Genomic DNA, 24,200 nt, shown 5'->3' on the forward strand with positions numbered 1-24,200 from the left:
GGCTGTTACAGCTCCATTGCCAGGCGGAAGCCCACTTCTTTGGAGTGGGCACGCTCATACAGTCCGGTGCGGTAGTCGGAGCTGATATTGCGTAGCGGTTCACGCATGGAGCCGCCGCGGACTACACGCAGGTCGCAGTTTTTCAGCTGCACTGGCCGTGCATCGCTGCGGTGGTTGGTGAAGTCGCCGAGAAAACAATCCTGCACCCATTCGCCAACATTGCCCGCGGTGTCATACAGCCCAAACTGGTTGGCTTTGTAGTTACCCACCGGAGCGCTCGTCGCGGAAAATAGGGAGTTGAATTCACTTGCGCAGCCACGGCGGCAGTTGGCTTTGCTACGGGGGCTGCCATCACCCCACCAGAACGGCGTGTTGGTGTTTGCTCGCGCGGCAAATTCCCATTCCGCCTCACTCGCCAAACGATATTTTTGCCCGCTCTGTTCGCTCAGCCACTTGGCATAGCGTTGTGCCTCAACCCAGCTCACGTTGATGACGGGGCGCGTGCCACGGCCCCAACCCTGGTCACTCGGTAAGCTGCGGCCACTGGCTTTCGCATAGCGATCGTAGTCGTTAAACGTTACTTCGTGTGCGCCAATTGCGTAGGGGCGTCGGATCGTGATTTTGTGTTCGGGGCTGGTGAAAGGGCGTGCGTTGTTCCCCATGGTGAAAGCGCCGGGGGAGATCACGACCATTTCGGGGCCACGGCCACCGTCTTTTAATGGCGACTGAAAACTCCTACCGGCAAAGTATTTGCGCTCTAGCTGTACCGCGAGATTAACGTCAGCAGAATCGATTTCCACCCAGCGCCGCACGGTGCTGAAGCCAGGTTTACTCACCTCAACGTTATAGCGTCCGGGCTCGAGACTTATTCCCGGAGTGTATCGTGGGACGATGTTCATGATCCGAATGCGCGCATCACCGGGTGTTGGCGACACCTTGAGTGCGTAGGTCGGTGGCGGGGCGGCTACTTCAGGTTCTTGCGGAGTCGCGGCTGCATCGCTGTTGCTGATGGCGGCCGCAGTATTTGGTTCCTCAGCAGTGGCAATATGACCTGTCTCAGCGGTATCAGGTTTCGCCGCAGTTGTGTTGGGGGCAGCTTCCGCGATAGCTGCCGGGGCAGGGGTGTCGCGTAGCACCGGACCCGCTCGGCCCGCGTTCGGTTCTTGTAACGTCGAATTGCCGGGGAGGAGGTCGCTGGAAAGACTCGGTAAATCAGCGGCAACCTGACCGGCTTGCGGTGCACCATTATTCTCGGGCAGCAGTATCTGTGAGGTGATATCGACGGCTTCGTTCACCAGCCCCGAATCGGTTTGCCACTGGAATTTGTTGCTAAACAGGCTGAACAGTACCCAGATTAGGGTGAAGCTCACCGCTAGCAGGCCGAAGAACATTTTCGATCGGCGTTTGATCGGAGCGGCCTGCTCCACCACTTGCCGAATACGCATAATGGTCTGCTGTTCGGCGCGCGGATTTTGTTGGTGAACCGGCTTGTCGCGAAAGCGCGCCCAAGCGGCGACAATGCGATCGGTAAGTGTGCCGTACAGGGTTAGCACCAGTGCGCGCAACAAACTCGAAACGCGCACCGAGGTATTGTTCATCTTGGTGGTAGGGGCTGGCGATTTGCCATCCAGTGCCGCAAGCAACTGATCGATCGCATCGACCACGTCCAGCCCGCGCTGGAAGCGCTGTTCGGGATCTTTGGCAAGGAAGCGGTCAATGAGCCCCTGGTATAAGGTGTGTCGCGCGGGCAGGCGAGGAATCGGATCGGTGAGGTGCTTAATGGCAATAGCCACAGCTTCCTCGGCCTGGAAGGGCACCGCACTGGTGAGCATTTCATAGAACACCACACCGAGGCTATACAGGTCGGCGCGCCCATCGACGGCCGCGCCGCGCGCCTGTTCTGGGCTCATATAGTGCGGGGTGCCGACAACCATACCGGTGCTGGTCATGCGCGTGGTGCGTGCAACCGCACGGGCCACACCGAAGTCGGTAAGAATCGCTGAGCCGTCTTCCCGAAACAGGATGTTCTCTGGTTTCAGGTCGCGGTGCACATAGCCCTTGTTGCTGGCATGGTCCAGAGCCATGGCAATCTGACGGGTAATGTGCAGGGCGTCGAGAGGTTCAATGGCGCCTTTGGTCAGCGCGTCCGCGACGGAACCACCGGGTAGGTAGTCCATGGCGATGTAATTCAGGCTGCGGTAACGGCCGATGTCGTGGATGGCAACAATATTAGGATGCGACAGCTGGCCAACGATGTTGGCTTCGCGCTGGAAGCGTTCACTGAAAATCGGGTCTGCGTTAAGGACGGGAGACATCACTTTCAGGGCAACCTGACGCCCCATGCTGCGCTGAGTCGCCAGGTAAACGGTAGACATACCGCCCTGATTAATTTTCTTCAGGATCTGGTAGCCAGGGATCTCCAGCGAGGCGGCGCCGCTGCTGACAACTTCCATTCGAGCCCGTTCCTTGTTAACTGTTCAGTAGCTGCCAGGTGACATAAATACCTGCCGATAAAATCAAGGCAAGTGTAGTGATATTCAGTATTAGTTTGCCGCGTGCGGAAAAAATTTTGTGGGATCCAAGTAGCGAGCGCGATGTGCGGGAGTTCTGCTTTTGTGACTTAGGGTTCCCATTAGCGTCAAATTTTGTGGCCTGGTCGTCTTCCTGATGGTCGGGCGCACTGATGACTTGCACGGTAATGTTATCGCGCCCGCCAGCATCCAGTGCCGCGGCGATCAGTAAGTCGCTCGCACGCTGGTTGTCCGTATTCTTCGCAAGGACTTCGCAAATCTCGGCAGGGCTCACATCATTGCTGAGCCCGTCGCTGCACAACAAAAGCTTTTGGCCCGCGTCCCAGGAAAAAGAGGCGCGGTCGATCTCAAGCGTTGGATTGGCTGACCCGCCAATGCAGCGGGTAATCACATGCCGGTTCGGATGGTTGGCCGCTTCTTCTTGATTAATCGCGCCCGAATCCACGAGCATCTGCACGTAGGAATGATCCACGGTGAGTTGCTTCAGGGTCCCGTGAGGGAAGGGCTGGTCGGCACCCTCTGGTACTTCGCTGGGTGGGGTCCATAGGTAGGCGCGGCTGTCACCGACCCAGTAAATATGGAAATAGGGCGCGTCTTCGGCCACTACGACCGCGGTGGTGCCCATCGCGGTATTACTGTTCTCGTCACCGGCCAGCAGGGCGTGCGCACGACGCAGGGCCTGCTCGTAATGTCGATCGGTCGCGGAGGAGCGCTGAATCTCCTCGACCACGGTCTGGCTGGCGATTTCTCCAGCCTGATGACCACCTAATCCATCGGCGACAACCCACACGCCCCGGGACTCGTCGCCCCAGAACGCATCCTCGTTCTGATCGCGGCGGTATCCGGTGTGGGTCGCACCAGCACTGCGCACATTGGCGCGGACGGCGGGTTGGCTCACACCGCTCGGGCGTTCCCGTACTTTGGCTTCACTCACTGGTATGCAACTACCTGTTACCTGTCGTTATTGTCGAAAGCGCCACTAGTGCCTTAAGCCCATATTCCCTGGAGGTTCCGCGGGCATTTCGCAAGGCAACTGTGGTTTACATAGTAGAGCCTGATGACATTGTAAGCTGCAAACGGATTCACAGGCCAATCAATTTACGCGTGATAAACTTCCATCGCGCTTTATCGCTGAGATGACTCGCGAAAACGCATGAATTGGCTTTGGCTGGCGCATATCGCCGGCCCCGATAGCCCCTTATCGAACAAATTGATTAAAAATTGTACGCCTTTTGGCGACCTCAAGGAAGCGCGATCATGTTGAAACTGTGTGACGTGAAAGATTCCAGCCAAAGTGTATGGCTCGTTGCGCCCAAAGTGACCGTTGGCCGGGGAAGCCAGTGTGACCTGACCCTGGCGGATCCATCAGTGGCCAAGTTGCATGCAGAGATCCTGGTGGATGGTGACGAATTAGAGTTGCACAACCTCTCTGGCGGAGCTCAGCTGCTGGTGAATGGCAAGTTGATCGAAGGCAGTTGTCGCTTGCAGCCGAACGATCGCGTGCAGGTTGGCGACCGACAGCTGGCGGTCGTTGATCCCAAAATTACCCGCTTGAAAGCGGCAGGCAATGCCGCAAATGTTGCCTGGGCACTGCGTGCGAACCACCCGGCGATTGTGGGGCGCGTATTTCCCGTGCGCGAGACCACCATTGTGGGTCGTTCCGACGAGTGCGATTTGACCTTTTCCATGTCGCACCTTTCGCGTCGTCACGCGCGACTCGAAGTGCGGGAAGGTCTGCTGTTCGCTGTGGACCTCGGCTCCGCAAACGGCACCTATCTGAACAATCAGCGTATTACCGAGTCTCGTGTGCGCCGTGGTGACGAACTGCGTTTCGACAGCTTGAGCTTTAGTGTGGTGGGTCCGGCAGATGACCTGGATAAAACCACGGTTCGCCAGGCTGTCACTCTGCCTGAGGCGGCGCGCCAGAGTGCGGCGCTGGATCAGGCGATGCGACGCAGCCAGCTTGGCATGCGCTCCCAGGGGGAGGATGCTCGTGCGCCGGCTAGCGACGATGGTTCCTTCGGCGCGCAGGATTCCATCTCTGCGGGCTATCGCGGTGAAACCGCAGCCGCCAATGGCAGCGGTGGCTGGCTGTGGCTGGGTGTTATCGTCACCGCTGCTGCAGCGGCTGGTTTTTTCTGGGCACGTAGTCAGGGGCTGGTTTAAGCGTGGCCGAGCGCGACATACTGCTGTACACCACATTGGGCTGCAGTCTTTGTGAAAAGGCCAAGTCGGAGATTTGGCCGCTGCTGGAGAAATATCAGTTGCGGCTGGTCTCGGTAGATATTGCCGATGACGAAACGCTGACCCGTTTGTTTGGCTGGAGTATTCCAGTCGTTGGTCTAGGGCAGGTGGATGATGTGATTTGCTGGCCGTTTACCGTCGACGAGCTGGATAAGTGGCTGGTGGCTCGGTTGGCTTAAGCCAATCCGAGCTGCTTGGTGCTCTGCTTCGTTGTATTCCATTTCTTTTTCTTCTTTTCTCTTTTTCCGATCTTTTCTCCTCTCTGTTTTTTGCCGCCCGCTTTTTCCGCTCAATCCCTATAACCGTGCATATAAAGTTACAGTTTGGCCTCTGCCTCATTTTTGTTGAGCAGTGATTTCTTTTCGCCGCTGCGGTACGCATAGATCACCGAATAGGAAAGTACGTTTTGTACGTATTTTCGTGTTTCGTTGTACGGGATGGTTTCGATCCATACATCGAAGGGCAGTTTCTTATCGGTAGCTTTCAGCCAGCGCGAAACCCGGGTGGGGCCTGCGTTATACGCCGCGGCAGCGAGGAATCGGTTGTTGTCAAAACGGTTGAGTAACGAGTTCAGGTAATAGGCGCCCAGGCTGATGTTGGTATTGGGGTTCAGCAGGTCCCAGCTACGTCGGTAGGGCACACCCGCTTTACGTGCGGTGGCGCGCGCGGTAGACGGCAGCAACTGCATCAGGCCCATGGCGCCCGCGTGCGACTTGGCGTCATGGCTGAAGTGGCTTTCCTGGCGGGCCACGGCCAGCACGAGATAATCGTTGAGGGCGGTTTTCTTACCCATGCGTTTTGCCACATCGCTAACAATGCCGGGAAAGGCGAGGGGAAAACGCAACTCAAGGTCATCCAGATAGTCGGCGGCGAGAATGGACTGGATGGATTTGTGATACCAGCCCCAGGAGCCCGCGATTTTACTCGCGGTCATCAACTCCTCGTCCGGCATATCCCGGGTTGCATAGTTCCATTCGCGTCGTGCGTGGTAAAACTCGCCGATTGCCTGCAGCTCGCGCGCGCGCTGCATATCGGCGCGTGCGGCCACCTCGTCCACCAGTTTGGGTGTGATGGGGGCCGGGCGGTCCACAAAGCTGTAGTCCGCACCAATGGTGTCCGAAGCGAGGAATCCGTAATAGCTGCGTTCCGCGGCGGCTTGCTGGTAAAGCTTTTTGGCCAGTGCCTGTCGCGCAGGGTCCGGTTTGTCGGTGGCCTGGAGCTGTTCTTCAATTGCCCGGGCCTTCCAGTACAGCCAGCGGTCGAGCTTCTGGTTGTCTGCGGGGAGTTGATCGATCCAAAACTCGACTTGTGCCCAGTCCATTTCGCGCAAGGATTGGCGAATGAGCCACTCTGACGTGCGTAAATCAAAGAATTCGGGGTTGTTCTTGATGAGCGTTTCCAGGCCAGCCTGATCGTCCTGCCGGGCAAAACGTAGGGCCAGGTAGCGCAGGTAGTCATCCCGTTCTTCGTCGTTAAAGAGGTAACTGGCGCTATAGCGCTCCCAGGCTTGATTGGCCTTGCCGGCGTCCTTTGAGGCAAGGCGGCGCAGCCCGATAGTGACGATATCCCGGTATTCCGGCTCTTCACGGATAAATTTTTTGTAATCGAGGATTTGCTCCGGCTTGCGATACACACTGCGCATCAGCTCGGCACGGGCTTTGCGCGATTTATCCAGCTTGCGTGCGATAAATGCTGCCAGGTCGAGATTTCCGGCTCTTACCGACAGTGCGTGACGCTGCCAGGCGCGTTCTTGCGTGAGCCCCCCGTCTTTCATCCAGCGTGCGAAGGCCGGGTCACACTCTTTGGGTTGCGAGGCGCCTACCGTCCATAGCTCTTCAATCAGCTCATAAGCCTGCTGTTTGTCTCCGTGCCGAGAGAGGGCGTCTACGTAGTAGCAGCGCAACTGGGTGCGGCGAATCCTGTCTGGATCGTAGTACTTGAGGTAGGCCTTAAAACGCTCGCGGGCGCCAAGTTCGCGTAGTACACGTACTCGTGTCCAGTCACCAAGCGCGGTGTCTTGGTACTCTTCGAGAAAGGCGTCAATATCGTCATACGGAAGTTTTGAGAGGCGCTTGCTCAGCTCCCAGTACTCGATATAGGGCAGTAGGGGATAGTCCTTCAGCTCCTTCTTGAGCTTCCGCAGTTGGCGCTTGTTGTTGCTGGCAATGGCCTGCCGAGCCTGCTGGAGCTTCTCTCTCTGGGCTACCGCCGCTTCCGCATCAGCCGTGTCCGCTGCCCGCGCTGGCGCGACGGTAAGCGCGATGAGAACCAGGGCAGAGAGAAGAATGGCGAATCCTTTATGGCCAATCGTCATGCTGAAAAAACCCGATTGAGAAATCGCTTGTTCGAAGGGGCGCAGATTTAAGCGTAAAATGTCTGCTTTCACTCACACATATTGTAGTTGTTATTTATGTTGCTTCAGTTGGATGGCGTGGGATTGCGCTATGGCGTTCAGATCCTGGCCGATGGTGTCACTGCAAAGATTGACCGTGGAGACCGTATTTGCTTGGTGGGCCGCAATGGCGAGGGCAAATCCAGTTTGCTCAGCTTGATTGCTGGCAAGGCCGACCCGGACGAAGGCGAGATTGTGCGCCAGGCGGGCGTGGTGCTCGCCACCCTGGAGCAGGCGCTCCCGGAAGATTGCAGTCAGTCCGTATACCGCTACGTGGCCGAAGGTTTGGGGGACGTTGGCGCCTGGCTTGCGGAGTACCGTGAAAACCAGAACCCGGACCTGCAGGCCAAGATTGAAAACGCCCATGGCTGGGAGCTGCTGGCAAAGATTGACAGTGTGCTCGACCGCCTGGATCTGGATGAGAGTGCGCAGGTGCAAGATCTTTCCGGTGGCTGGCAGCGTCGCGCTGCGCTGGCACGGGCCCTGGTGACGGAGCCGGACCTGCTGATTCTGGATGAGCCGACAAACCACCTGGATATCGCCGCAGTGGAGTGGTTGGAGGATTTTCTTGCCAGTTACCGCGGCGCCTTGTTGTTTGTGAGCCACGACCGCGCTTTGGCACAGCGTCTCGCCACCAGCGTATGGGATCTGGATCGCGGTATTCTGCGCGTCTTCAACTGCCAGTTTGATCGCTACCAGCAGGAGAAGGAAAAGCAGCTCGAGGAAGAGGCGCGGAGTGACGCGCTCTTCGATAAAAAGCTGGCGCAAGAAGAGACCTGGATTCGCCAGGGCATTAAGGCCCGACGTACCCGCAACGAAGGCCGGGTACGGGCCTTGAAAGCACTGCGTAATGAGCGCAAGGCCCGGCGTGATCGTCAGGGCGTCGCAAAAATGTCACTCGATTCCGGTGAGCGCTCCGGCAAGCTGGTGGCGGAGCTGAAAGGCGTGACCTTCGGGTTTGAGGGGGAGCAGGGCACTTCTGCTCCACTGGTTCGCGATCTGAATTTTACACTGATGCGCGGCGACAAGGTTGGCCTGATCGGCCCCAACGGCGTCGGCAAAAGTACGCTGATCAAATTGTTACTGGGTGAGCTGCAACCACAGTCCGGCTCGATTCGGTTGGGTACCAAGCAGCAGGTTGCCTACTTTGACCAGCGCCGCGATGTGCTGGATCCCGATCTCTCGGTGGTCGACAACATTGCGGAGGGGCGCGAAAACATTCAGGTGGGCGGCAGCACCAAGCATGTTATGGGCTACCTGAGTGATTTCCTGTTTACTGGGGTAAAAGCGCGCACCAAGGTGGGTGCGCTCAGTGGGGGCGAGCGTAACCGCGCGCTGCTGGCCAAGCTGTTCAGTCAGCCGGCGAATATTCTGGTGCTCGATGAACCCACCAACGACCTCGATGTCGAGACTCTGGAGCTGCTTGAGCAGTTGCTGATGGATTTTTCCGGTACGGTACTCCTTGTGAGCCACGACCGTGCCTTCCTCGACAATGTGGTGGAGAGTTGTCTGGCCTTTGAAGGCGATGGCATCGTGCGGGAATACGTGGGCGGCTATGAAGACTTTGTCCGACAGGGCGGGAAGTTTCTCAGTGCCGAAGAGCAGTTGAAGGCCCGCAAACAGGCAAAGTCTTCTGCGGCAGACGCTACTGAAGAAAGCGATGCGGCGGCACAGAAGCCCGCCGCAAAGCCGAAAAAACTCAGTTACAAGCTGCAGCGGGAACTGGACGCGCTACCCGGGCAAATTGAGAGTCTGGAAAACGACATTGCCGCGCTGGAGGCCGAAGTGGCTGGGCCAGAGTTCTATCAGCAGGACAATGCGAAAGTACAGGAACGATTGCAGGTGCTTACCGATTTGCAGCAGTCTCTGGAGCAGGCGTTTGAGCGCTGGGCAGAGCTGGACAGTATGTAACCTGCTTATTCGTCAGGGGTGTGTACGCGGACGGCTAAAACATCGCAGCCAGCGCCGTGCAGCACCCCGTTTGCCGTAGAGCCCAGTAGCAGCGCCAGCCCATGGCGCCCGTGGCTGCCGATTACGATTAAATCGCAGCCGCTTTCTTCCGCGAGTCGGTGGATTTCTGTGGCCGGCTGCCCCAGTACAACATGTTGCCGATCCTGCGGAATACCGAGCTCCTGAGCCGATTTACGCAACTGCTCTTTCGCCTGGTTTTGCAGCTGCTCCTGCACCTCTGACAGGTCCATGGGGATATCGCCGCCATAGGCGAAGGTCAGGGGCTCAATGATGTGCGCGAGGGTCAGCTGCGCCCCGGTACAGGCGGCAATTTGTTGCGCTCGCGTTAACACTTGCGAAGATTCGTCAGAAAGGTCCAGCCCTACCAGGATGTTGTTGTAGCCCGACATAGGTCCCCCTCGATCTGCATAATAGTGTGAGTATTTGGCCGGCAACCGGGCCCGAACAATCCCTCCGCCGACGGCTTCATTCAGTCTACTTTAAAAAATCATACTTGACACAACCGCCCTGTTACGGAAAAGAATGCGCGCCCTGAAGTGACGTTGCAACCCCAAAATTTCGGTGCGAAGGCGCGTTACGTTACTGTGTAGCTCTCAATAAGGAAGCCGTCATGGCCAGTTGGATTCCCATCTTCGCGATTATTTTCGCGGTCGTTCTGGTGATCGGTCCCGTTATGTGGCTCAAGCCCAGCGCGCGGGATCGCAAGCTGGCAGCGATGCGCCAGAGTGCCGCTACCGCCGGTCTCAAGGTACAGATGCAGCCGTTACCGGAAGCCCTGGGTAAAGGCACCGCAGCGACGTATTTTTCGCAGTGGCGTAATCCCCGTCGCTTGAACACTGGCTGGGGGCTCGAGTTAAAGCGCGTAGAGCATGAAATGCACCTTGATGGCCGCTGGGATTGGCGCAACGGGCGCACTGCGCCAGAGGCCGCGCGCCCGGTGCTCAAAGAACTGATTGCCATGTTGCCGGCGGATGCCACGGCAATTTTTGCCAATGACAGCGGGCTGGGCGTTCAATGGCGCGAGCGCAGTGGTGATGCGGGGTTGGCGGCGGTGACTCAGGCGCTAGCGGAGCAGCGCCCCTTAATAGAAGAAGCAATACGTCAGGTTGCACGCACCGAGCCCGGACTGGGCTAAAAACGTTCTGTCGGGAGTCGCTTGCTCCTGCGTAACAAGCTGGTCGTCTTGAGGATCTGGTCTACTGTTTTATCCGGTTGAACCCCGGGCTGAATTGCGGGTCGGAGGAGCTGTCCAGACGGTCGAATAGGTCACCAATTTGCTTAACTCGCTTGACCAAAGGCGAGACCAAGCATATATATTCGCGCAACGCACTGTGCAAACAGCAGTGAGCACAGATTGCGCAAGCAGTAAATTTTTTATTGAAAATCAAAGGCTTATGGGTAAATCACTGGTCATCGTCGAGTCGCCGGCGAAGGCAAAAACGATCAACAAGTATCTCGGAAAAGACTTCGTGGTGAAGTCCAGTATTGGTCATATCCGGGATCTTCCTACCGGTGCTTCCGCCAAGCAGGCTGTCGATCCGAAAGAACGGGCGCGCCGGGCGGCGGAAACTCGCAAGTTGTCGCCAGAAGCCAAAGAGGTTTACAAGCGCAAAAAAACCCGTGAGCAGCTCATCAAGCGCATGGGTATCAACCCGGATCACAACTGGGAGGCGCACTATGAAATCCTCCCCGGCAAAGAAAAAGTTGTCGATGAATTGCGCAAACTGGCGGCAAATGCTGACCACGTATATCTCGCAACGGATTTGGACCGCGAAGGAGAGGCCATTGCCTGGCACTTGCGCGAAGCTATCGGCGGTGATGAGCAGCGCTATCGCCGCGTGGTGTTCAACGAAATTACCAAGTCCGCGATTCAGGAAGCGTTTGAAGATCCCGGTCCCCTGGACATTGATCGGGTAAATGCGCAGCAGGCGCGTCGCTTCCTCGATCGCATTGTGGGCTACATGGTTTCACCGCTGTTGTGGGAGAAAGTGGCGCGAGGCCTTTCTGCCGGTCGTGTGCAGTCCGTGGCGGTCAAGCTGGTTGTTGAGCGCGAGCGCGAGATCCGCGCGTTTATTCCAGAAGAGTACTGGACGCTGTTCGCCGACACCCAGACGGCGAAAGCCGACGCCCTGCGCCTGGAAGTGAAAAAGCAGGCCGGTGAGGCTTTCCGTCCCACCAATGAAGAGCAGGCCATGGCTGCGTTCAACGCGCTGCAGGCTAGCGACTTCACGGTGAGCGCGCGGGATGACAAGCCGACCAGTTCCAAGCCCACCGCGCCTTATATCACCTCAACCCTGCAGCAGGCGGCGAGTAACCGCTTGGGCTTCAGTGTTAAGAAAACCATGATGATGGCACAGCGTCTCTATGAGGCGGGTTACATCACCTATATGCGTACCGACTCCACCAATTTGAGCAAGGAAGCGGTCGCTTCTGTGCGTGAATTTATTGGTGAAAACTACGGCGAAAAATATTTGCCGGAAAACCCGAACAGCTACAGCAGCAAAGAAGGTGCGCAGGAAGCGCACGAAGCGATTCGTCCTTCCGATGTGCGGGTCAAACCCAACAATCTTTCCGGTATGGAACGCGACGCCGAGCGCCTCTACACCCTGATCTGGCAGCAGTTTGTTGCCTGTCAGATGACCCCGGCCAAGTTTACCTCTACGTCAGTGGTGGTTACCGCCGGTGATTTCGAACTGCGTACGCGCGGCCGTGTGATCCGCTTCGACGGCTTCCTGAAGGTCGCGCCGGCACAGAGCAAAAAAGACGAAGATCTGGTGCTGCCGGATATCAAGGTCGGTGAGAAGCTGAACCTGCAAAAGCTCGATCCAAAACAGCATTTCACCAAACCGCCGGCACGCTTCAGTGAAGCGGCACTGGTAAAAGAGCTGGAAAAACGCGGTATTGGCCGTCCGTCTACCTACGCATCGATTATTTCCACCATTCAGGATCGCGGCTACGTGCGCCTGGAAAACCGCCGTTTTTATGCGGAAAAAATGGGAGATATCGTTACCGATCGCCTGAGCGAGAGCTTCACCGATCTGATGGATTATGGCTTTACCGCCAGTCTGGAAGAATCCCTCGACACCGTTGCGGAAGGCAAAAAGGGTTGGAAGGATCTGCTGAACGAGTTCTATTCAGACTTCAGCAAGCGCCTGGAGACTGCGCAGGATAAAGACGGTGGCATGCGTCGGAATAACCCGACGGACACCGATATCGAGTGCAGCAAGTGCGGCCGTCATATGCAGATTCGCACCGGTTCTACCGGTGTATTCCTGGGGTGCTCGGGTTACGCTTTACCGCCGAAGGAGCGCTGCACCAATACCATGAACCTGGTATCTGGTGAGGAAGCGGTTGATGCGGAGAAGGATGAAGATGCGGAAACGCGTCAACTGCGCGATAAGCGCCGCTGTCCGAAGTGCGGTACTGCCATGGATAGCTACCTGGTGGACGAGCATCGCAAACTGCACATCTGTGGCAATAACCCGGACTGTACTGGTTTCGAAGTAGAGCAGGGTACCTTCAAGATCAAGGGCTACGATGGCCCGGTCATTGAGTGTGACAAGTGTGGTTCTGACATGCAGTTGAAGTCTGGCCGTTTTGGCAAGTACTTCGGCTGTACCAACGAAAACTGCAAAAACACCCGCAAGCTTCTCAAGAATGGCCAGCCAGCACCTCCGAAAATGGATCCGGTGCCCATGCCTGAGCTCGCCTGCGAGAAAGTCGACGACACCTACATTCTGCGCGACGGTGCGTCTGGACTGTTTTTGGCCGCCAGCCAGTTCCCGAAAAACCGCGAGACCCGTGCTCCGCGGATCAAGGAATTGCTGCCGCACAAGGATGAGATCGATCCAAAGTACAGCTTCCTGTTTTCTGCGCCGGCGGAAGACAATGCAGGCCGGGATACGGTGGTGCGTTTCAGCCGCAAGACCCAAGAGCAGTATGTGCAGACAGAAGAAGACGGCAAGGCGACCGGCTGGAAGGCATTCTATCGCGACGGTAAATGGCAGGTAGAAGAGCCGGCTAAAAAAGCACCAGCTAAGAAAAAGGCCGCGGCGAAGAAGGCGCCTGCCAAGAAGGCTGCCGCGAAGAAGACAGCTGCTAAAAAAGCACCCGCCAAGAAAGCGGCAGCAAAGAAAACGCCAGCGAAGTAAGTGGTAGGCCTGAAAAGGCCTAAAGAGAAAGGGAACGGAAGTTTTGAGCAATCCCTACACCGGTACGGTGGCATCTGCATTGCGTAAGGCCCAGCTGCTGCTGGGCGCCCATCAGCAGGTTGCGAGCGAGCAGCCACTGCTGGACACCGCACTGCTGGAGGCGGCTGTTACACAGTTGTGGCGTGCTTACCGTGCGTTTCTCGCGGAGCAGGGGCATCAACTGCAGCTGGGCTTTGCCGCTGGTGCCGAGCCGGAAAGCGCGCAGGCACTTGCGGCGCTGGTCTCCCAGCGTGGCAAGTTCAGCGGCGATGTGACGGAGCTGGTGAACTTGTCAGAGGACCCCCAGAGTTGGTTGAGTGGACTCAGCGGCGCATGGGCCGGTCTATGGCAACTATCGCTTTCGGCACCTGCCGCGCCTGCAGGTGCGACGAACGCCGGGGGCTCTGGCGTGGAAACCATGATACCGGTACGGCAGCTGGATAATCCCTCTGCAGGCCGTCTGGAGGCCCCTCTGACGGCTGACAATCTTCGCCAGTGGCATCAGGCATTAGTGGAACTGATTCAGCGCCAACGGGCGCAGAGTCAGGAGTGGTAAAGACTGGTATACCCCTGTCACCACACCCACAGGGCAACGCAGGCGTTCATTCACCAAAGAAATCTATTAGTGGATGTACGCTGATTAGTTGAGGCCCCCTGTGGTACACTGGTTGCCAAATCACGCGGTTACCGGAGAAGTGAATGTCTACAGAGACTTACGAGATCATTGAGCTGTCCAATGGTGATGTGGCGCTACGACGCGCTGGTCACAAAGGCGAGCCTCTGGTGCGTATTCGTTTCTCCGACGAGAGTATGCATTTTTTGCGCGACCACAAGGTGGCGGTGGCCCGGGCCATGCTGGAGGCGGGGATCGAAGCGGTTCAGGATATCAGTGAAATGGAGCCAGAGCCTTTCGAGGAAGAAGTGGTCGATATCACCGAGCACACGATTCACTGAAGATGTGAAAAGAAGGTTTGCAAAGACTTTCAGGCATAAAAAAACAGGGCATTGGCCCTGTTTTTTTTATGCCTGAAATAATTCGGCCGGCGACTGTGAGCGGCGTGATCAGATCGGATTCTGCCGGATCACCCCAACTGCCAATCCTTCGATGGCAAAGCTGCGGTCGCGCATGTCCACCTCAATCACGTTGAAGTCTTCGTTTTCAGGTAACAGTTGTACCGTGGCCTGGTTGCCGCGGCGCTTGAAGCGCTTCACCGTCACTTCATCTTCTATACGTGCCACCACAATCTGCCCATTGCGGATGTTGTCGGTGCGCTGCACTGCCAATAAGTCGCCGTCGAGAATGCCGGCGTCTTTCATGCTCATGCCGTGCACACGCAGCAGGTAGTCGGCGGGGGGGTGGAAAAACTCCGCCGGAATCTCACAGTATTCTTCGATGTTTTCTTCCGCAAGCACCGGATTACCGGCGGCAACACGGCCGACAATGGGTAGACCGGTGTGGTGATCTGGGATGCGGATACCACGGGAGGCACCGGCAACCATTTCGATCGCGCCTTTGCGGGCCAGGGCCTTGAGGTGTTCTTCCGCTGCGTTGGGAGAGCGAAAGCCAAGCTCCTGAGCAATTTCGGCTCGAGTGGGCGGATAGCCTGTGTCGTCCAGATAGCTCTTGATCAGTTCCAGAACCTGAGCCTGGCGTGCGGTGAGGTTTGTCATTGGCGCCTTCCTTTGATCTGTATTTTTATACAGTTGCTGGGATTATATACAGATTTATGGCGCGCGCAATATGTCGCCTGGCAAGTTAATCCTTAATCGTAAACTTGCCGGCGGCGTGAGGCGGGTGTATTACAAGCCTTCATCAGTGCCCGGAAATGAGTCTCCCTCGAGCCGGTCGATGGCGCTTTGGGCGGGCGAAAAGATTGGGCTTTTGAAGCCGGCGTCTTCTTCATCCCCCATTTCATGCGCAAAGGTACCGTAACTGGCGTTGGCATCTTCGGGTGCCGCAGCACCTATAACGGGTAGGGAAGGCCAGCTCTGAAATTCAATTTCATCAATGCTGCCGTCGAGATATTGGATCTCGATAGTGCGCGATGGATGGTCAACCGCGACAACCTCAAATAGGTCGCCGGTGTCGAAATTTTCAAACCAGCTGCCAATTTCAGGGGCGATTCTCGCCATGACTTGGCCCTCCTATATCGGGGTGGCTCGGGTTTTTATCTCGGGCCTTCCCACTCGTGGCGCTAGCTCTTTCGCGGTACCTGCCGGGATTCGGCAGATGCGATGAGTTGCGCAAATTTTTCAAACGTTCATGGCCAATCTAATGTCGCCGGCGTGCGCTCGGTAACCGGAACCGGCGGTGAAAGGGGCTGGCTTTAGACCGATTATGCATGCGCGTATTCCATCATTGCCGGTATGTGCTAGTCTGGCGGTTAAAACAAACGTTTAAATTGTTGGTTTGAATTGTTGTGAGATTGGTATGAGTCAGTTGGATACCGTTCAGCGGATATTGGACGCTGCGGAAGTACTGTTTGCTGAGCGCGGGTTTACCGAGACCTCTTTGCGTACGATTACCAGCACCGCGGGGGTCAATCTGGCGGCGGTGAATTATCATTTTGGTTCGAAAAAAGAACTAATTCAGGCGGTATTCGAGCGCTTTCTTACACCTTTTACGACCTCTCTGGATGCAGAGCTCGCCCGTCTGGCCACCGAAGAGGGCTCGTTGCAGCTGGATGACCTGCTGCAGAGCCTGTACCGGGTTGCCTTAGCCGGCTTGGCCAGCCAGGGGCGTGATCCGAAGCGGTTTATGCGCTTGCTGGGGCTGGCGTATACCCAGTCTCAGGGCCATTTGCGTCGCTTTATCGTTTCTCGTTATGGCGACTCTTACCGGCGCTTTGCCGGCTCTCTGGCTACCGCCTTGCCCCACGTAGATCCGGTGACCTTTTACTGGCGCCTTTATTTTATGCTGGGCGCAACCGTGTTTTCCCTTTCGAGCTTTGATGCGATCGAAGCTATCCTGAGAGAGGATTTCGGCGCTGAAAGTAGTCTGGAAGAAACTCTTGCCCGGCTAGCGCCGGCGGCGGTGGCCATGCTGACCGCGCCGGTACCGACCGAAGGTGGATAATTGACCGGGAAATTCTGGCCTGTTATCCGCTACTGCCCGTTCGTCTATTGCGTGATCGAAGTTTAATTGTGGAGTGTATACCGATGTCTGCTCAGATTGGCCCGGTAATGATCGATGTGGATGGCCTTACGCTTACCGACGAGGATCGCGAGCTGTTGCGGCACCCACATGTAGGCGGGCTGATATTCTTTGCGCGCAATTATGAAAATCGTCCGCAACTGGAAAGCCTCATTGCAGAGATCCGTGCCGTGCGCCCTGAGATTCTGCTGGCGGTGGATCAGGAAGGGGGCAGGGTGCAGCGCTTTCGGGACTTCTTCACGCGCATTCCCTCAATGCAGGCGCTCAGTGCACAAGCGAATACGCAGCAATTGCAGGACGTTGGCTGGCTGCTTGCAGCCGAGCTACTTGCGGTCGGTGTGGACTTCAGCTTTGCGCCGGTGCTCGACGCGGACGATGATTTTTGCCGAATCGTCGGGGATCGCAGTTTCGCGCAGGACCCACTGGCCCTGTGCCAAAAGGCACGGCCGTTTATTGCCGGCATGCATGAGGCCGGTATGGCAACCACGGGCAAGCATTTTCCCGGCCATGGCCAGGTGCTGGAAGACAGCCACGAAGAGCTGCCGGTTGATGAGCGCGATCTCGAGACCGTGCTTGCCGCGGATGGGGTGCCGTTTGCAGAATGTATTGCCGCTGGCGAGTTGGAAGCCGTCATGCCGGCGCATATCCGCTTTGCCAAGGTCGATGAAAACTCCGTAGGCTTTTCACGCTACTGGCTGCAAGAGATCTTACGCAAGCGCCTCAAGTTTGATGGGGTCATCTTTAGCGATGACCTGACCATGGAGGGCGCCGGCGCAGCGGGTGGCTATCGGGAGCGTATTCACGCCGCGCTTTCTGCGGGTTGCGATATGGGTATCGTCTGTAACAATCGCCAGGGTGCCATTGAGGTCCTCGATGCGCTGCAAGACTACTCGATCGACCCTGCGTCTAGTGAGCGTCTGTCCCGCATGCGCGGTCAGCCCAAAATTAGCAGCTGGGATGCGCTGGAAAAGAGCGACCGTTGGCAAAAAACACGCGAGTGGCTGGCATCCTGGATGTAAATACGCACAATAATCCCCTAATCATTCGTCTGCAGCTTATGGAGTAGTTTGTGGAGTCAGCTAAAGCGTTCTTGCGCTCCCTGGTCGGGGACGACCGCTTCTGGATTGCCGAAATCTTTTTCATTGTTCTGATTACCGCACTGGCCTCCTGGTTGGTGGGGCGCTTCATCCTGCAGCTCCAGGCGCGGGCAGCGCGCACCGTAAACCCGTGGGATGATGCGCTGGCCAACTCCATCAATCCGCCGGCATCGATTTTGATCTGGCTGTTGGGCCTGTCCGTTGCGGCTGCTCGCACCGCGACCACCACCGGCTCAGAACTCCTGACCTGGCTTGCGGACAAGCCGCGGGCGGTCGGTTTTGTGGTGGTTATCGCATGGTTTGGTTTGCGCTTTGCCAAAGAGGTAGAGCGCAATCTGGCGGATCCTCGCTATATGCATAAGCCGATCGATGCCACTACGGTGCGCGCCATTGGCAAGCTGGTGCGTGCGTCGATCATGATTACCGCTGCGCTGGTGATTATGCAGCGTCTTGGGTATAGCGTGAGTGGCGTGCTGGCGATGGGGGGTATTGGCGGCCTCGCGATCGGTTTTGCGGCGAAGGACCTCCTGGCAAACTTCTTTGGTGGTCTGATGATTTATCTGGATCGCCCGTTCAAGGTAGGGGACTGGGTGCGCTCTCCAGACCAGGAGATTGAGGGAACTGTAGAAGATATTGGCTGGCGCCTGACCAGGATTCGCACCTTCGACAAACGCCCCCTGTATATCCCCAATGGCACCTTCACGCAGATCTCGGTGGAAAACCCGTCGCGCATGTTGAATCGCCGTATTTATGAAACCATCGGCATTCGCTATGAAGATGCGCACCTGATGGAGACTGTGGTGGGTGAGGTGCGCCGCATGCTGCAGCAGCACCCGGAAATTGATACCAACCAAACGCTCATCGTGAACTTCAACTCGTTCGCGCCGTCTTCACTGGATTTCTTTATTTACACTTTCACCAAGACCACCGAGTGGGTTCGCTACCACGAGATCAAGCAGGACGTGCTGCTGAAAATCCTCAAGATTATTGAGGCGCAGGGCGCGTCTTGTGCGTTCCCCACATCCACATTGCACATATCCGAGTTGCCCGAGCTGGCCATTGCAGATCGCTCCGCTGGAGCGCGCGGCCCGGTCGGCGTTTAAGCGGAGTCGTGTAAAGTGCGCAATAGTCAGCTTAGTGACGCTGGCTTAATTTCACGTTAAACCCTGCTTTGAGCACAAGGTACCAAGGCTTTTGGTACCTTTTGGGCTAATTTGGTGATTTATTGGGCATTGTTGGTGAGAAGTAACATTAATTTCACGTGCAAACCTAGACAGTGGCGCAGTTTTATCTAAGAATCGGTAAGGATCTGTTCGATACATTGAACAGGTGCTTCGAGAAAGTGTCCGCCCTCGCGGAGGATTGGGCACCCAAATTGGGGTAGGCGAATCGCCCGCAACCTGGGTGAGCGCAATAACAATAAAAGAGGTTGGCTTAATGAGTGATCGCGTTACGGGTACTGTGAAGTGGTTTAATAACGCCCGGGGTTATGGTTTTATCACCAGCTCGGAAGGTTCCGAGGATATCTTTGTTCATTACCGCAGCATCCGCGGCGACGGCTATAAGACCTTGAATGAAGGTCAGGCAGTCGAGTTCGAAATGCAGCAGGGCGACAAAGGCCTGTTGGCAGAAGACGTGGTTCTCTGTGAGTAATTCGCCAACCATCTCTGGGTGACTGTCGGAATCGATTTCGGCAGCGCACAAAAAAGCCCGCTGGGTAGTGCTTGTTTGGCATTTCCCCGCGGGCTTTTTTGTGTCTCTCATTTTAGAGGGCGCGCGCATCGCGCCTTGCACTGATTGCGATTATTCTGACTGAAGCAGGGGATCCTGCTCTTCATCCTCAGTGTGCTCTACGGTGCGCACTTCGATGAGTACCCCCAGTTTCGGGTGGTCAATATAGTGCAGCTCGCCGCTGCGCAGTCTGCGTTCTTCCTGCAGTACTGCAACTCGCTCCGCGATTTTTTCCACGGGCAATGCCCGCGTGTTTTCTTTGTCGCCAAATGAGGCAAAGTCTGCGCTGGTGCTGAAAGAATTGCTGCCATTGACGGAGTTGGTGGCAGGTTCGGCCGACGCCCCCAGGCCGAGCGGCTCGCTTTCTGCTACCGGTAGCAAGGGTGCTCGGGGTTGAGTCGGAACGGCAATACCTTGGGCGCCAGTGGACTCTGCTTGCTGTGGCTCCATATTCCAGTCGGTCGGTTGGAGCTGCGCTTGCTGCGCCCACTCGCTGAACCAGAGGTCGGTACTCAGGTGCAGGTAGCGCGAAACACTGATGGTAACGCTGCCTTCCAGCTGGTGATGCTCATCGCTTGGGGTGCCGCCGTTAATTAGGACCGCAGGCGCGTTGCGCTCAGTTTGCAGAACCTGTCGCCAGGTCTTGTGGAACAGCACGGTGTAGCGCGGATTGCGGTTAAGGCTGGCAACCTTGTTGTTTAGCTGATTCGCGGCCGGCTCCAGTGCCGGCAGCAGCGGGTCGTTGGTGGACGGCGAGTTGAAGTCGACCCAGTGCTTGTCATAAGCGAGTTTGGGTGTGGCCGGCCAGGTCTCGCGGGAGGTCTGCATGCCTTCCTCGCGGGAGAAGACGACCATTTCGATTTCAAACTGCGTGCCCGCGTATCCGGCCGCCTGGGCCTCCGCCACACAAAACGCGGCGCTGAGGGCGAGGAGGGCAGAGTTCGCCAGTCGCTGAAACGGCTTGTTGGGGCCTTGGGTGACCCGGTTAAGAAAGCTGGTCATTTATATATACCGCGTTAATCTAAGCTGTATTCTTTCTTTGGCGGCTTGGGTGCCGGCCCGCCGGCCCAGCAATCCTGAACATTGCTTTTGGCTGGCGGATATTTCGGCCATCTTAGCACCCTTTGCGGCCCGGATCTGTGTCATCTGCCGCTATTGCGACAGCTGTTGCAGTACGTCGTTGACCTGTTGCAGGCGCTGCTCCGGGCCGCTTTCGTCGAGCGCGAAGTTCAGGTGGTTCGCTCCCTGCAGCTGGAAGGTCGTCGGGCGGCTCTGCACCAGTTTCACCAGTGTCAGTGGGTCCACCTTCGCGTTGTCGGCAAATTCAATGCGTCCCCGGCTGGCAGAGGCTTCCAGTTTGCGAATACCCATCTGATTGGCATTGAGCTTGATCTCGGTGATGCGGAACAGGTGCTTCAGCGGTTCCGGGAACAAGCCGAACCGGTCGATCATTTCTACCTGCAGCTCTTTCAGGGCGGTCTTGTCTTCCGCGTTCGCGATGCGTTTGTACATGATCAGCCGGCTGTGCACGTCCGGCAGGTAGTCTTCAGGAATCAGCGCCGGTACGCGCAGGTTGACGTCGACCGCGGGGGATTCCAGCGGCTCGTCGATATTCGGCGTGCGCCCCTCGCGAATCGCCTTGACCGCATGGTCCAGCATTTCCATATACAGGTTGAAGCCGACGCTCTGGATCTGTCCGCTTTGCTCTTCGCCCAGCAGTTCCCCGGCGCCGCGGATCTCCAGGTCGTGGGTGGCGAGCGTAAAGCCCGCCCCCAGGTCCTGGGCTTCGCTGATCGCTTCGAGTCGTTTCACCGCGTCGCCGGTCATCGCCCGCTTATTCGGGGTCAACAGGTAGGCATAGGCCTGGTGGTGGGAGCGGCCCACACGGCCACGCAGCTGGTGCAGCTGCGCGAGCCCAAACTTGTCGGCGCGCTCAATCAGAATGGTATTGGCACTGGGGATGTCGATGCCGGTCTCGATGATGGTGGTACACACCAGCACATTGAAGCGCTTGTGGTAAAAATCGCTCATTACCTGCTCGAGCTCACGCTCGCGCATCTGGCCGTGGCCAATGCCGATGCGAGCCTCGGGTACCAGCTCCTGAAGTTCCCGGGCGATACGCTCGATACTCTTCACTTCGTTGTGCAGGAAATAGACCTGACCGCCGCGCAGGACTTCGCGCAGAATCGCTTCTTTGATGAGCGCGTCGTCGCGCTCGCGCACAAAGGTTTTTACCGAGAGACGGCGCGCCGGCGGTGTGGCGATTACCGACAGATCGCGAATGCCCGCCATGGCCATATTCAATGTCCGTGGAATCGGGGTCGCGGTAAGGTTGAGGATGTCTACCTCGGAGCGCAGGCTCTTGAGTTTTTCTTTCTGGCGCACCCCAAAGCGGTGTTCCTCATCGATGATCAGCAGTCCCAGGTTTTTAAACTTGAGGTCGCTTTGCAGCAGCTTGTGGGTGCCAACGAGAATATCGACTTTGCCTTCGGTGACGCGCTGTTTAATGGCTTCCACTTCCTTATTGCTGCGGAAGCGGGAAATTACCTCGATAGAAATCGGCCAGTCGGCAAAGCGATCCTGTAGCGACTGGAAATGCTGTTGTGCCAGCAGGGTGGTGGGCACCAGCATGGCAACCTGTTTTCCGCCGTGCGCGGCCACGAAAGCCGCACGCATGGCCACTTCGGTTTTACCAAAGCCCACATCGCCACACACCAGTCGGTCCATCGGCTTGTCGGACAGCATGTCGCCCACCACGGCTTCAATGGCGAGTTGCTGGTCCGGGGTCTCCTCAAATGGGAAGCCGGCGGTGAATTCGCGATACGCGAGTCCCGGGTCGCCAAACGCGTGACCTATGCGTGCCTCGCGCCGTGCATAGATGTCGAGTAGCTCGGCTGCCGCATCGCGGACTTTTTCCGCGGCCTTGCGCTTGGCTTTCTGCCAGCTTTCGCTACCCAGCTTGTGTAGCGGAGCGAGTTCTTCGTCGGCGCCAGAGTAGCGGCTGATCAGGTGCAAGCTGGCCACGGGCACATACAGCTTGGCGCCATCACCATATTCCAGGGTAAGAAATTCTGCGGGCTGGCCGTCGATATCGAGGCTTTGCAGGCCCTTGTAGCGGCCGACCCCGTGATCGATATGCACCACCGGCGCATCGATACGCAGTTCCGCCAAGTTTTTTACCGCGTTGTCCGCTTCCTCTTTTGCCTTGCGGCGCCGGCGCTGTTGCAGTACCCGGTCGCCGAACAGTTGCGGTTCTGCGATCAGGTTGAGCTGCGGGTCTTCAAGGATCAGACCCTGGTCGATAGGGGATACGGTGATTGCAATTTGATCGTCGCCGTCGACAAAGTCCTGCCAGCAATCGAGGGTCTTCGGCTTCAGGCGAATCCCACTGAGCAGTTCCAGTAGCGCCTCGCGTCGGCCACCGCTTTCCGCGCAAAACAGCACGCGGCCTTTGTACTCCATTAAATAGGCTTCGAGGGCTTTCAGCGGCTGCTCGGATTTGCCATCGACCGGCAGGCTCGGCGGCTTGCCGGTAGCGAAGTTGTAATTGCCTTCCGCCTCTGGGAGGGTTTCGTTGGAAAAGAAGGCGCGCGGCAGGTGCTTCAGTGCTCCGTAAAACTCGTCCACATTGAGCAATACCTGGCGCGGTTCCAGAATGGGGCGGGTCAGGTCGCCGCGGCGGCTCTCAAAGCGGTTTTCCGCTTCCCGCCAGAAGGATTCCACCGGCTGCTTGAGGTCGCCCTGGATAAACACCTGGCTGCGCGCTGGCAGGTAGTCAAACAGGCTTGCGCACGCATCAAAAAACAGCGGTAGGTAGTATTCGATCCCGGCGGGAGCGATGCCGGCGCTGATGTCCTGATAGATGGATACGGGGCCCGGATCACAATCAAACTGCCCGTGCCAGCGCTCGAGAAACTTTGCCAGCGCCAGTTTGTGCATGGGGAATTCGCGCGCCGGCAGCAGATCGATTTGGTCGACCTTGTCCACGGTGCGCTGGTCTTCCGGATCGAAGGTGCGAAGGGATTCAATCTCGTCGTCAAACAGGTCGATGCGGTAGGGCAGGTTGCTGCCCATTGGGAAGATGTCCATCAGCGAGCCGCGCACGGCGAATTCACCATGTTCATACACGGTATCCACACAGTGGTATCCGGCCTGTTCGAGCAGTTTGCGCTGAGCGTTCAGGTCGAACTTCTGCCCTTCCTTCAATACCAAGGCATTGCCCGCGACATAATCCTTGGGCGCTAAACGGTGCAGCAGCGTGCTCACCGGCACAATAACAATGCCACTGCCCATCTGGGGCAATCGATACAGCGTCGCCAGGCGATCCGAGATGATGTCCTGGTGGGGAGAGAAGGTGTCGTAGGGCAGGATTTCCCAGTCTGGGAACTGGAAAATTTCCAGTGCGCCATCACCCGAGTGATTGGTGTCGTCGTCAGCCCCATCTCGCCGCGGCTTGTTAAAAAATTTCAGCTGCACCTCAAGTTGATGTGCTTCCTGGCTGTTACGGGCGATCAGCAGGGTTGGCGCGGAGCTCGACTGAGCGGCCTTCAGGATGGCAAGGGCTGCGCTGGCGCCGTTCAGCTGCCCCCAGAATTGGCGGTCATTCTGGCTGCGAAATGCGGGTGGGGACAAAGGGGGGAGCTGGCTCATCTTTCCTTATAATTCCGTGCTTTCTGACCGGTCTCGGCCTTGGAGGGCACGTATTGTAGCGGTGAACCGCCGAGCTTGCAGGTCGGTGTTTTTGGGGGTTGCAGTGGGGGCGTCCAGACAGGGCGCTTACGCCGAGAAAAAAGCCGTTTTTTCTGTTTCGCGAATGTAGTTTAACTACAGTTTTTAGGCCATTTTTTGCACGGTTGCGCGGCCAGATTTGAATACACATAATTCGCCCGC

General features: G+C 57.1%; 19 protein-coding genes. 11 read left to right on the top strand and 8 right to left on the bottom strand.

Annotated elements, in window-relative coordinates; genetic code table 11:
- Nucleotides 1-5: 5 nt before the first annotated feature.
- Nucleotides 6-2,453 (bottom strand): bifunctional serine/threonine-protein kinase/formylglycine-generating enzyme family protein, encoded by a 2,448-nt coding sequence (locus LCM31_RS12095; RefSeq protein WP_224870426.1) that lies wholly within the window; start codon nucleotides 2,451-2,453, stop codon nucleotides 6-8.
- Between the two features lie 16 nt (nucleotides 2,454-2,469).
- Nucleotides 2,470-3,465 (bottom strand): PP2C family protein-serine/threonine phosphatase, encoded by a 996-nt coding sequence (locus LCM31_RS12100; RefSeq protein WP_224870428.1) that lies wholly within the window; start codon nucleotides 3,463-3,465, stop codon nucleotides 2,470-2,472.
- Between the two features lie 323 nt (nucleotides 3,466-3,788).
- On the opposite strand from LCM31_RS12100, the gene LCM31_RS12105 reads away from it, so the two are divergent.
- A complete protein-coding gene (locus LCM31_RS12105; RefSeq protein WP_224870430.1) occupies nucleotides 3,789-4,697 on the top strand; it encodes an FHA domain-containing protein in 909 nt (302 codons plus the stop codon).
- Nucleotides 4,698-4,699: 2 nt separating this feature from the next.
- Nucleotides 4,700-4,954, top strand: a complete 255-nt coding sequence (locus tag LCM31_RS12110) for a glutaredoxin family protein (RefSeq protein ID WP_224870432.1) — start codon at nucleotides 4,700-4,702, stop codon at nucleotides 4,952-4,954.
- Nucleotides 4,955-5,091: 137 nt separating this feature from the next.
- On the opposite strand, the gene LCM31_RS12115 is transcribed toward LCM31_RS12110, so the two are convergent.
- The gene (locus LCM31_RS12115) at nucleotides 5,092-7,089 is read right to left on the bottom strand and encodes a transglycosylase SLT domain-containing protein (RefSeq protein WP_224870434.1); all 1,998 of its coding nucleotides are present in this window, start codon (nucleotides 7,087-7,089) and stop codon (nucleotides 5,092-5,094) included.
- Between the two features lie 96 nt (nucleotides 7,090-7,185).
- Between LCM31_RS12115 and LCM31_RS12120 the strand changes: the two genes are divergently transcribed.
- Entirely contained in the window at nucleotides 7,186-9,078 is a 1,893-nt protein-coding gene (locus tag LCM31_RS12120; RefSeq protein WP_224870436.1) for an ATP-binding cassette domain-containing protein, read from the top strand.
- Nucleotides 9,079-9,083: 5 nt separating this feature from the next.
- Here the strand turns inward: LCM31_RS12120 and LCM31_RS12125 are convergent, their stop codons facing one another.
- A complete protein-coding gene (locus LCM31_RS12125) occupies nucleotides 9,084-9,527 on the bottom strand; it encodes a universal stress protein (protein WP_224870438.1) in 444 nt (147 codons plus the stop codon).
- Between the two features lie 221 nt (nucleotides 9,528-9,748).
- On the opposite strand from LCM31_RS12125, the gene LCM31_RS12130 reads away from it, so the two are divergent.
- From LCM31_RS12130 to LCM31_RS12145, 4 genes are all read left to right on the top strand, one after another.
- Nucleotides 9,749-10,273, top strand: a complete 525-nt coding sequence (locus LCM31_RS12130; protein ID WP_224870440.1) for a hypothetical protein — start codon at nucleotides 9,749-9,751, stop codon at nucleotides 10,271-10,273.
- A 259-nt stretch (nucleotides 10,274-10,532) separates the two neighbouring features.
- Complete coding sequence (gene topA, locus LCM31_RS12135; protein WP_224870442.1) at nucleotides 10,533-13,289, top strand: type I DNA topoisomerase; 2,757 nt, start codon at nucleotides 10,533-10,535, stop codon at nucleotides 13,287-13,289.
- Nucleotides 13,290-13,332: 43 nt separating this feature from the next.
- Nucleotides 13,333-13,884, top strand: coding sequence for a DUF6586 family protein (locus LCM31_RS12140; protein WP_224870444.1), 552 nt, complete (start codon nucleotides 13,333-13,335; stop codon nucleotides 13,882-13,884).
- Nucleotides 13,885-14,027: 143 nt separating this feature from the next.
- Nucleotides 14,028-14,282: a hypothetical protein gene (locus tag LCM31_RS12145; protein WP_222227979.1), complete on the top strand. Its 255-nt coding sequence runs from the start codon at nucleotides 14,028-14,030 to the stop codon at nucleotides 14,280-14,282.
- 108 nt (nucleotides 14,283-14,390) lie between these two features.
- Here LCM31_RS12145 and lexA read toward each other — a convergent pair whose 3' ends face one another.
- Nucleotides 14,391-14,999, bottom strand: a complete 609-nt coding sequence (lexA, locus tag LCM31_RS12150; RefSeq protein ID WP_010130558.1) for a transcriptional repressor LexA — start codon at nucleotides 14,997-14,999, stop codon at nucleotides 14,391-14,393.
- Nucleotides 15,000-15,128: 129 nt separating this feature from the next.
- The gene (locus LCM31_RS12155; protein ID WP_224870446.1) at nucleotides 15,129-15,461 is read right to left on the bottom strand and encodes a DUF6763 family protein; all 333 of its coding nucleotides are present in this window, start codon (nucleotides 15,459-15,461) and stop codon (nucleotides 15,129-15,131) included.
- A gap of 298 nt (nucleotides 15,462-15,759) precedes the next feature.
- On the opposite strand from LCM31_RS12155, the gene LCM31_RS12160 reads away from it, so the two are divergent.
- The 4 genes from LCM31_RS12160 to LCM31_RS12175 all read left to right on the top strand — a co-directional run bounded on the left by LCM31_RS12160 (nucleotide 15,760) and on the right by LCM31_RS12175 (nucleotide 19,232).
- A complete protein-coding gene (locus LCM31_RS12160) occupies nucleotides 15,760-16,404 on the top strand; it encodes a TetR/AcrR family transcriptional regulator (protein ID WP_224870448.1) in 645 nt (214 codons plus the stop codon).
- An 83-nt stretch (nucleotides 16,405-16,487) separates the two neighbouring features.
- On the top strand, nucleotides 16,488-17,501 hold the full coding sequence (gene nagZ / locus LCM31_RS12165; RefSeq protein ID WP_224870450.1) for a beta-N-acetylhexosaminidase: 1,014 nt from the start codon (nucleotides 16,488-16,490) through the stop codon (nucleotides 17,499-17,501).
- A gap of 50 nt (nucleotides 17,502-17,551) precedes the next feature.
- Nucleotides 17,552-18,682, top strand: a complete 1,131-nt coding sequence (locus LCM31_RS12170) for a mechanosensitive ion channel family protein (protein WP_224870451.1) — start codon at nucleotides 17,552-17,554, stop codon at nucleotides 18,680-18,682.
- A gap of 334 nt (nucleotides 18,683-19,016) precedes the next feature.
- Nucleotides 19,017-19,232: a cold-shock protein gene (locus LCM31_RS12175; protein ID WP_077403076.1), complete on the top strand. Its 216-nt coding sequence runs from the start codon at nucleotides 19,017-19,019 to the stop codon at nucleotides 19,230-19,232.
- 150 nt (nucleotides 19,233-19,382) lie between these two features.
- Here LCM31_RS12175 and LCM31_RS12180 read toward each other — a convergent pair whose 3' ends face one another.
- Nucleotides 19,383-20,312, bottom strand: coding sequence for a CsiV family protein (locus LCM31_RS12180; RefSeq protein WP_224870454.1), 930 nt, complete (start codon nucleotides 20,310-20,312; stop codon nucleotides 19,383-19,385).
- A 150-nt stretch (nucleotides 20,313-20,462) separates the two neighbouring features.
- Nucleotides 20,463-23,960 carry a transcription-repair coupling factor gene (mfd, locus tag LCM31_RS12185; RefSeq protein WP_224870456.1) on the bottom strand — a complete coding sequence of 1,166 codons (3,498 nt, stop codon included), beginning with the start codon at nucleotides 23,958-23,960 and terminating at the stop codon, nucleotides 20,463-20,465.
- Nucleotides 23,961-24,200: the final 240 nt, after the last annotated feature.

It is taken from the genome of Microbulbifer agarilyticus (assembly GCF_020171345.1).
In the GTDB taxonomy this organism is placed as follows: Bacteria; Pseudomonadota; Gammaproteobacteria; order Pseudomonadales; family Cellvibrionaceae; genus Microbulbifer; species Microbulbifer agarilyticus_D.

Bases quoted from the DNA above. Each gene is read 5' to 3' on its own strand.
- LCM31_RS12180 (WP_224870454.1), bottom strand. From the start codon at position 20,312: ATGACCAGCTTTCTTAACCGGGTCACCCAAGGCCCCAACAAGCCGTTT.
- LCM31_RS12115 (WP_224870434.1), bottom strand. From the start codon at position 7,089: ATGACGATTGGCCATAAAGGATTCGCCATTCTTCTCTCTGCCCTGGTT.
- lexA (WP_010130558.1), bottom strand. From the start codon at position 14,999: ATGACAAACCTCACCGCACGCCAGGCTCAGGTTCTGGAACTGATCAAG.
- LCM31_RS12120 (WP_224870436.1), top strand. From the start codon at position 7,186: ATGTTGCTTCAGTTGGATGGCGTGGGATTGCGCTATGGCGTTCAGATC.
- LCM31_RS12145 (WP_222227979.1), top strand. From the start codon at position 14,028: ATGTCTACAGAGACTTACGAGATCATTGAGCTGTCCAATGGTGATGTG.
- nagZ (WP_224870450.1), top strand. From the start codon at position 16,488: ATGTCTGCTCAGATTGGCCCGGTAATGATCGATGTGGATGGCCTTACG.
- LCM31_RS12160 (WP_224870448.1), top strand. From the start codon at position 15,760: ATGAGTCAGTTGGATACCGTTCAGCGGATATTGGACGCTGCGGAAGTA.
- LCM31_RS12105 (WP_224870430.1), top strand. From the start codon at position 3,789: ATGTTGAAACTGTGTGACGTGAAAGATTCCAGCCAAAGTGTATGGCTC.
- LCM31_RS12155 (WP_224870446.1), bottom strand. From the start codon at position 15,461: ATGGCGAGAATCGCCCCTGAAATTGGCAGCTGGTTTGAAAATTTCGAC.
- LCM31_RS12130 (WP_224870440.1), top strand. From the start codon at position 9,749: ATGGCCAGTTGGATTCCCATCTTCGCGATTATTTTCGCGGTCGTTCTG.
- mfd (WP_224870456.1), bottom strand. From the start codon at position 23,960: ATGAGCCAGCTCCCCCCTTTGTCCCCACCCGCATTTCGCAGCCAGAAT.
- LCM31_RS12095 (WP_224870426.1), bottom strand. From the start codon at position 2,453: ATGGAAGTTGTCAGCAGCGGCGCCGCCTCGCTGGAGATCCCTGGCTAC.
- topA (WP_224870442.1), top strand. From the start codon at position 10,533: ATGGGTAAATCACTGGTCATCGTCGAGTCGCCGGCGAAGGCAAAAACG.
- LCM31_RS12125 (WP_224870438.1), bottom strand. From the start codon at position 9,527: ATGTCGGGCTACAACAACATCCTGGTAGGGCTGGACCTTTCTGACGAA.
- LCM31_RS12175 (WP_077403076.1), top strand. From the start codon at position 19,017: ATGAGTGATCGCGTTACGGGTACTGTGAAGTGGTTTAATAACGCCCGG.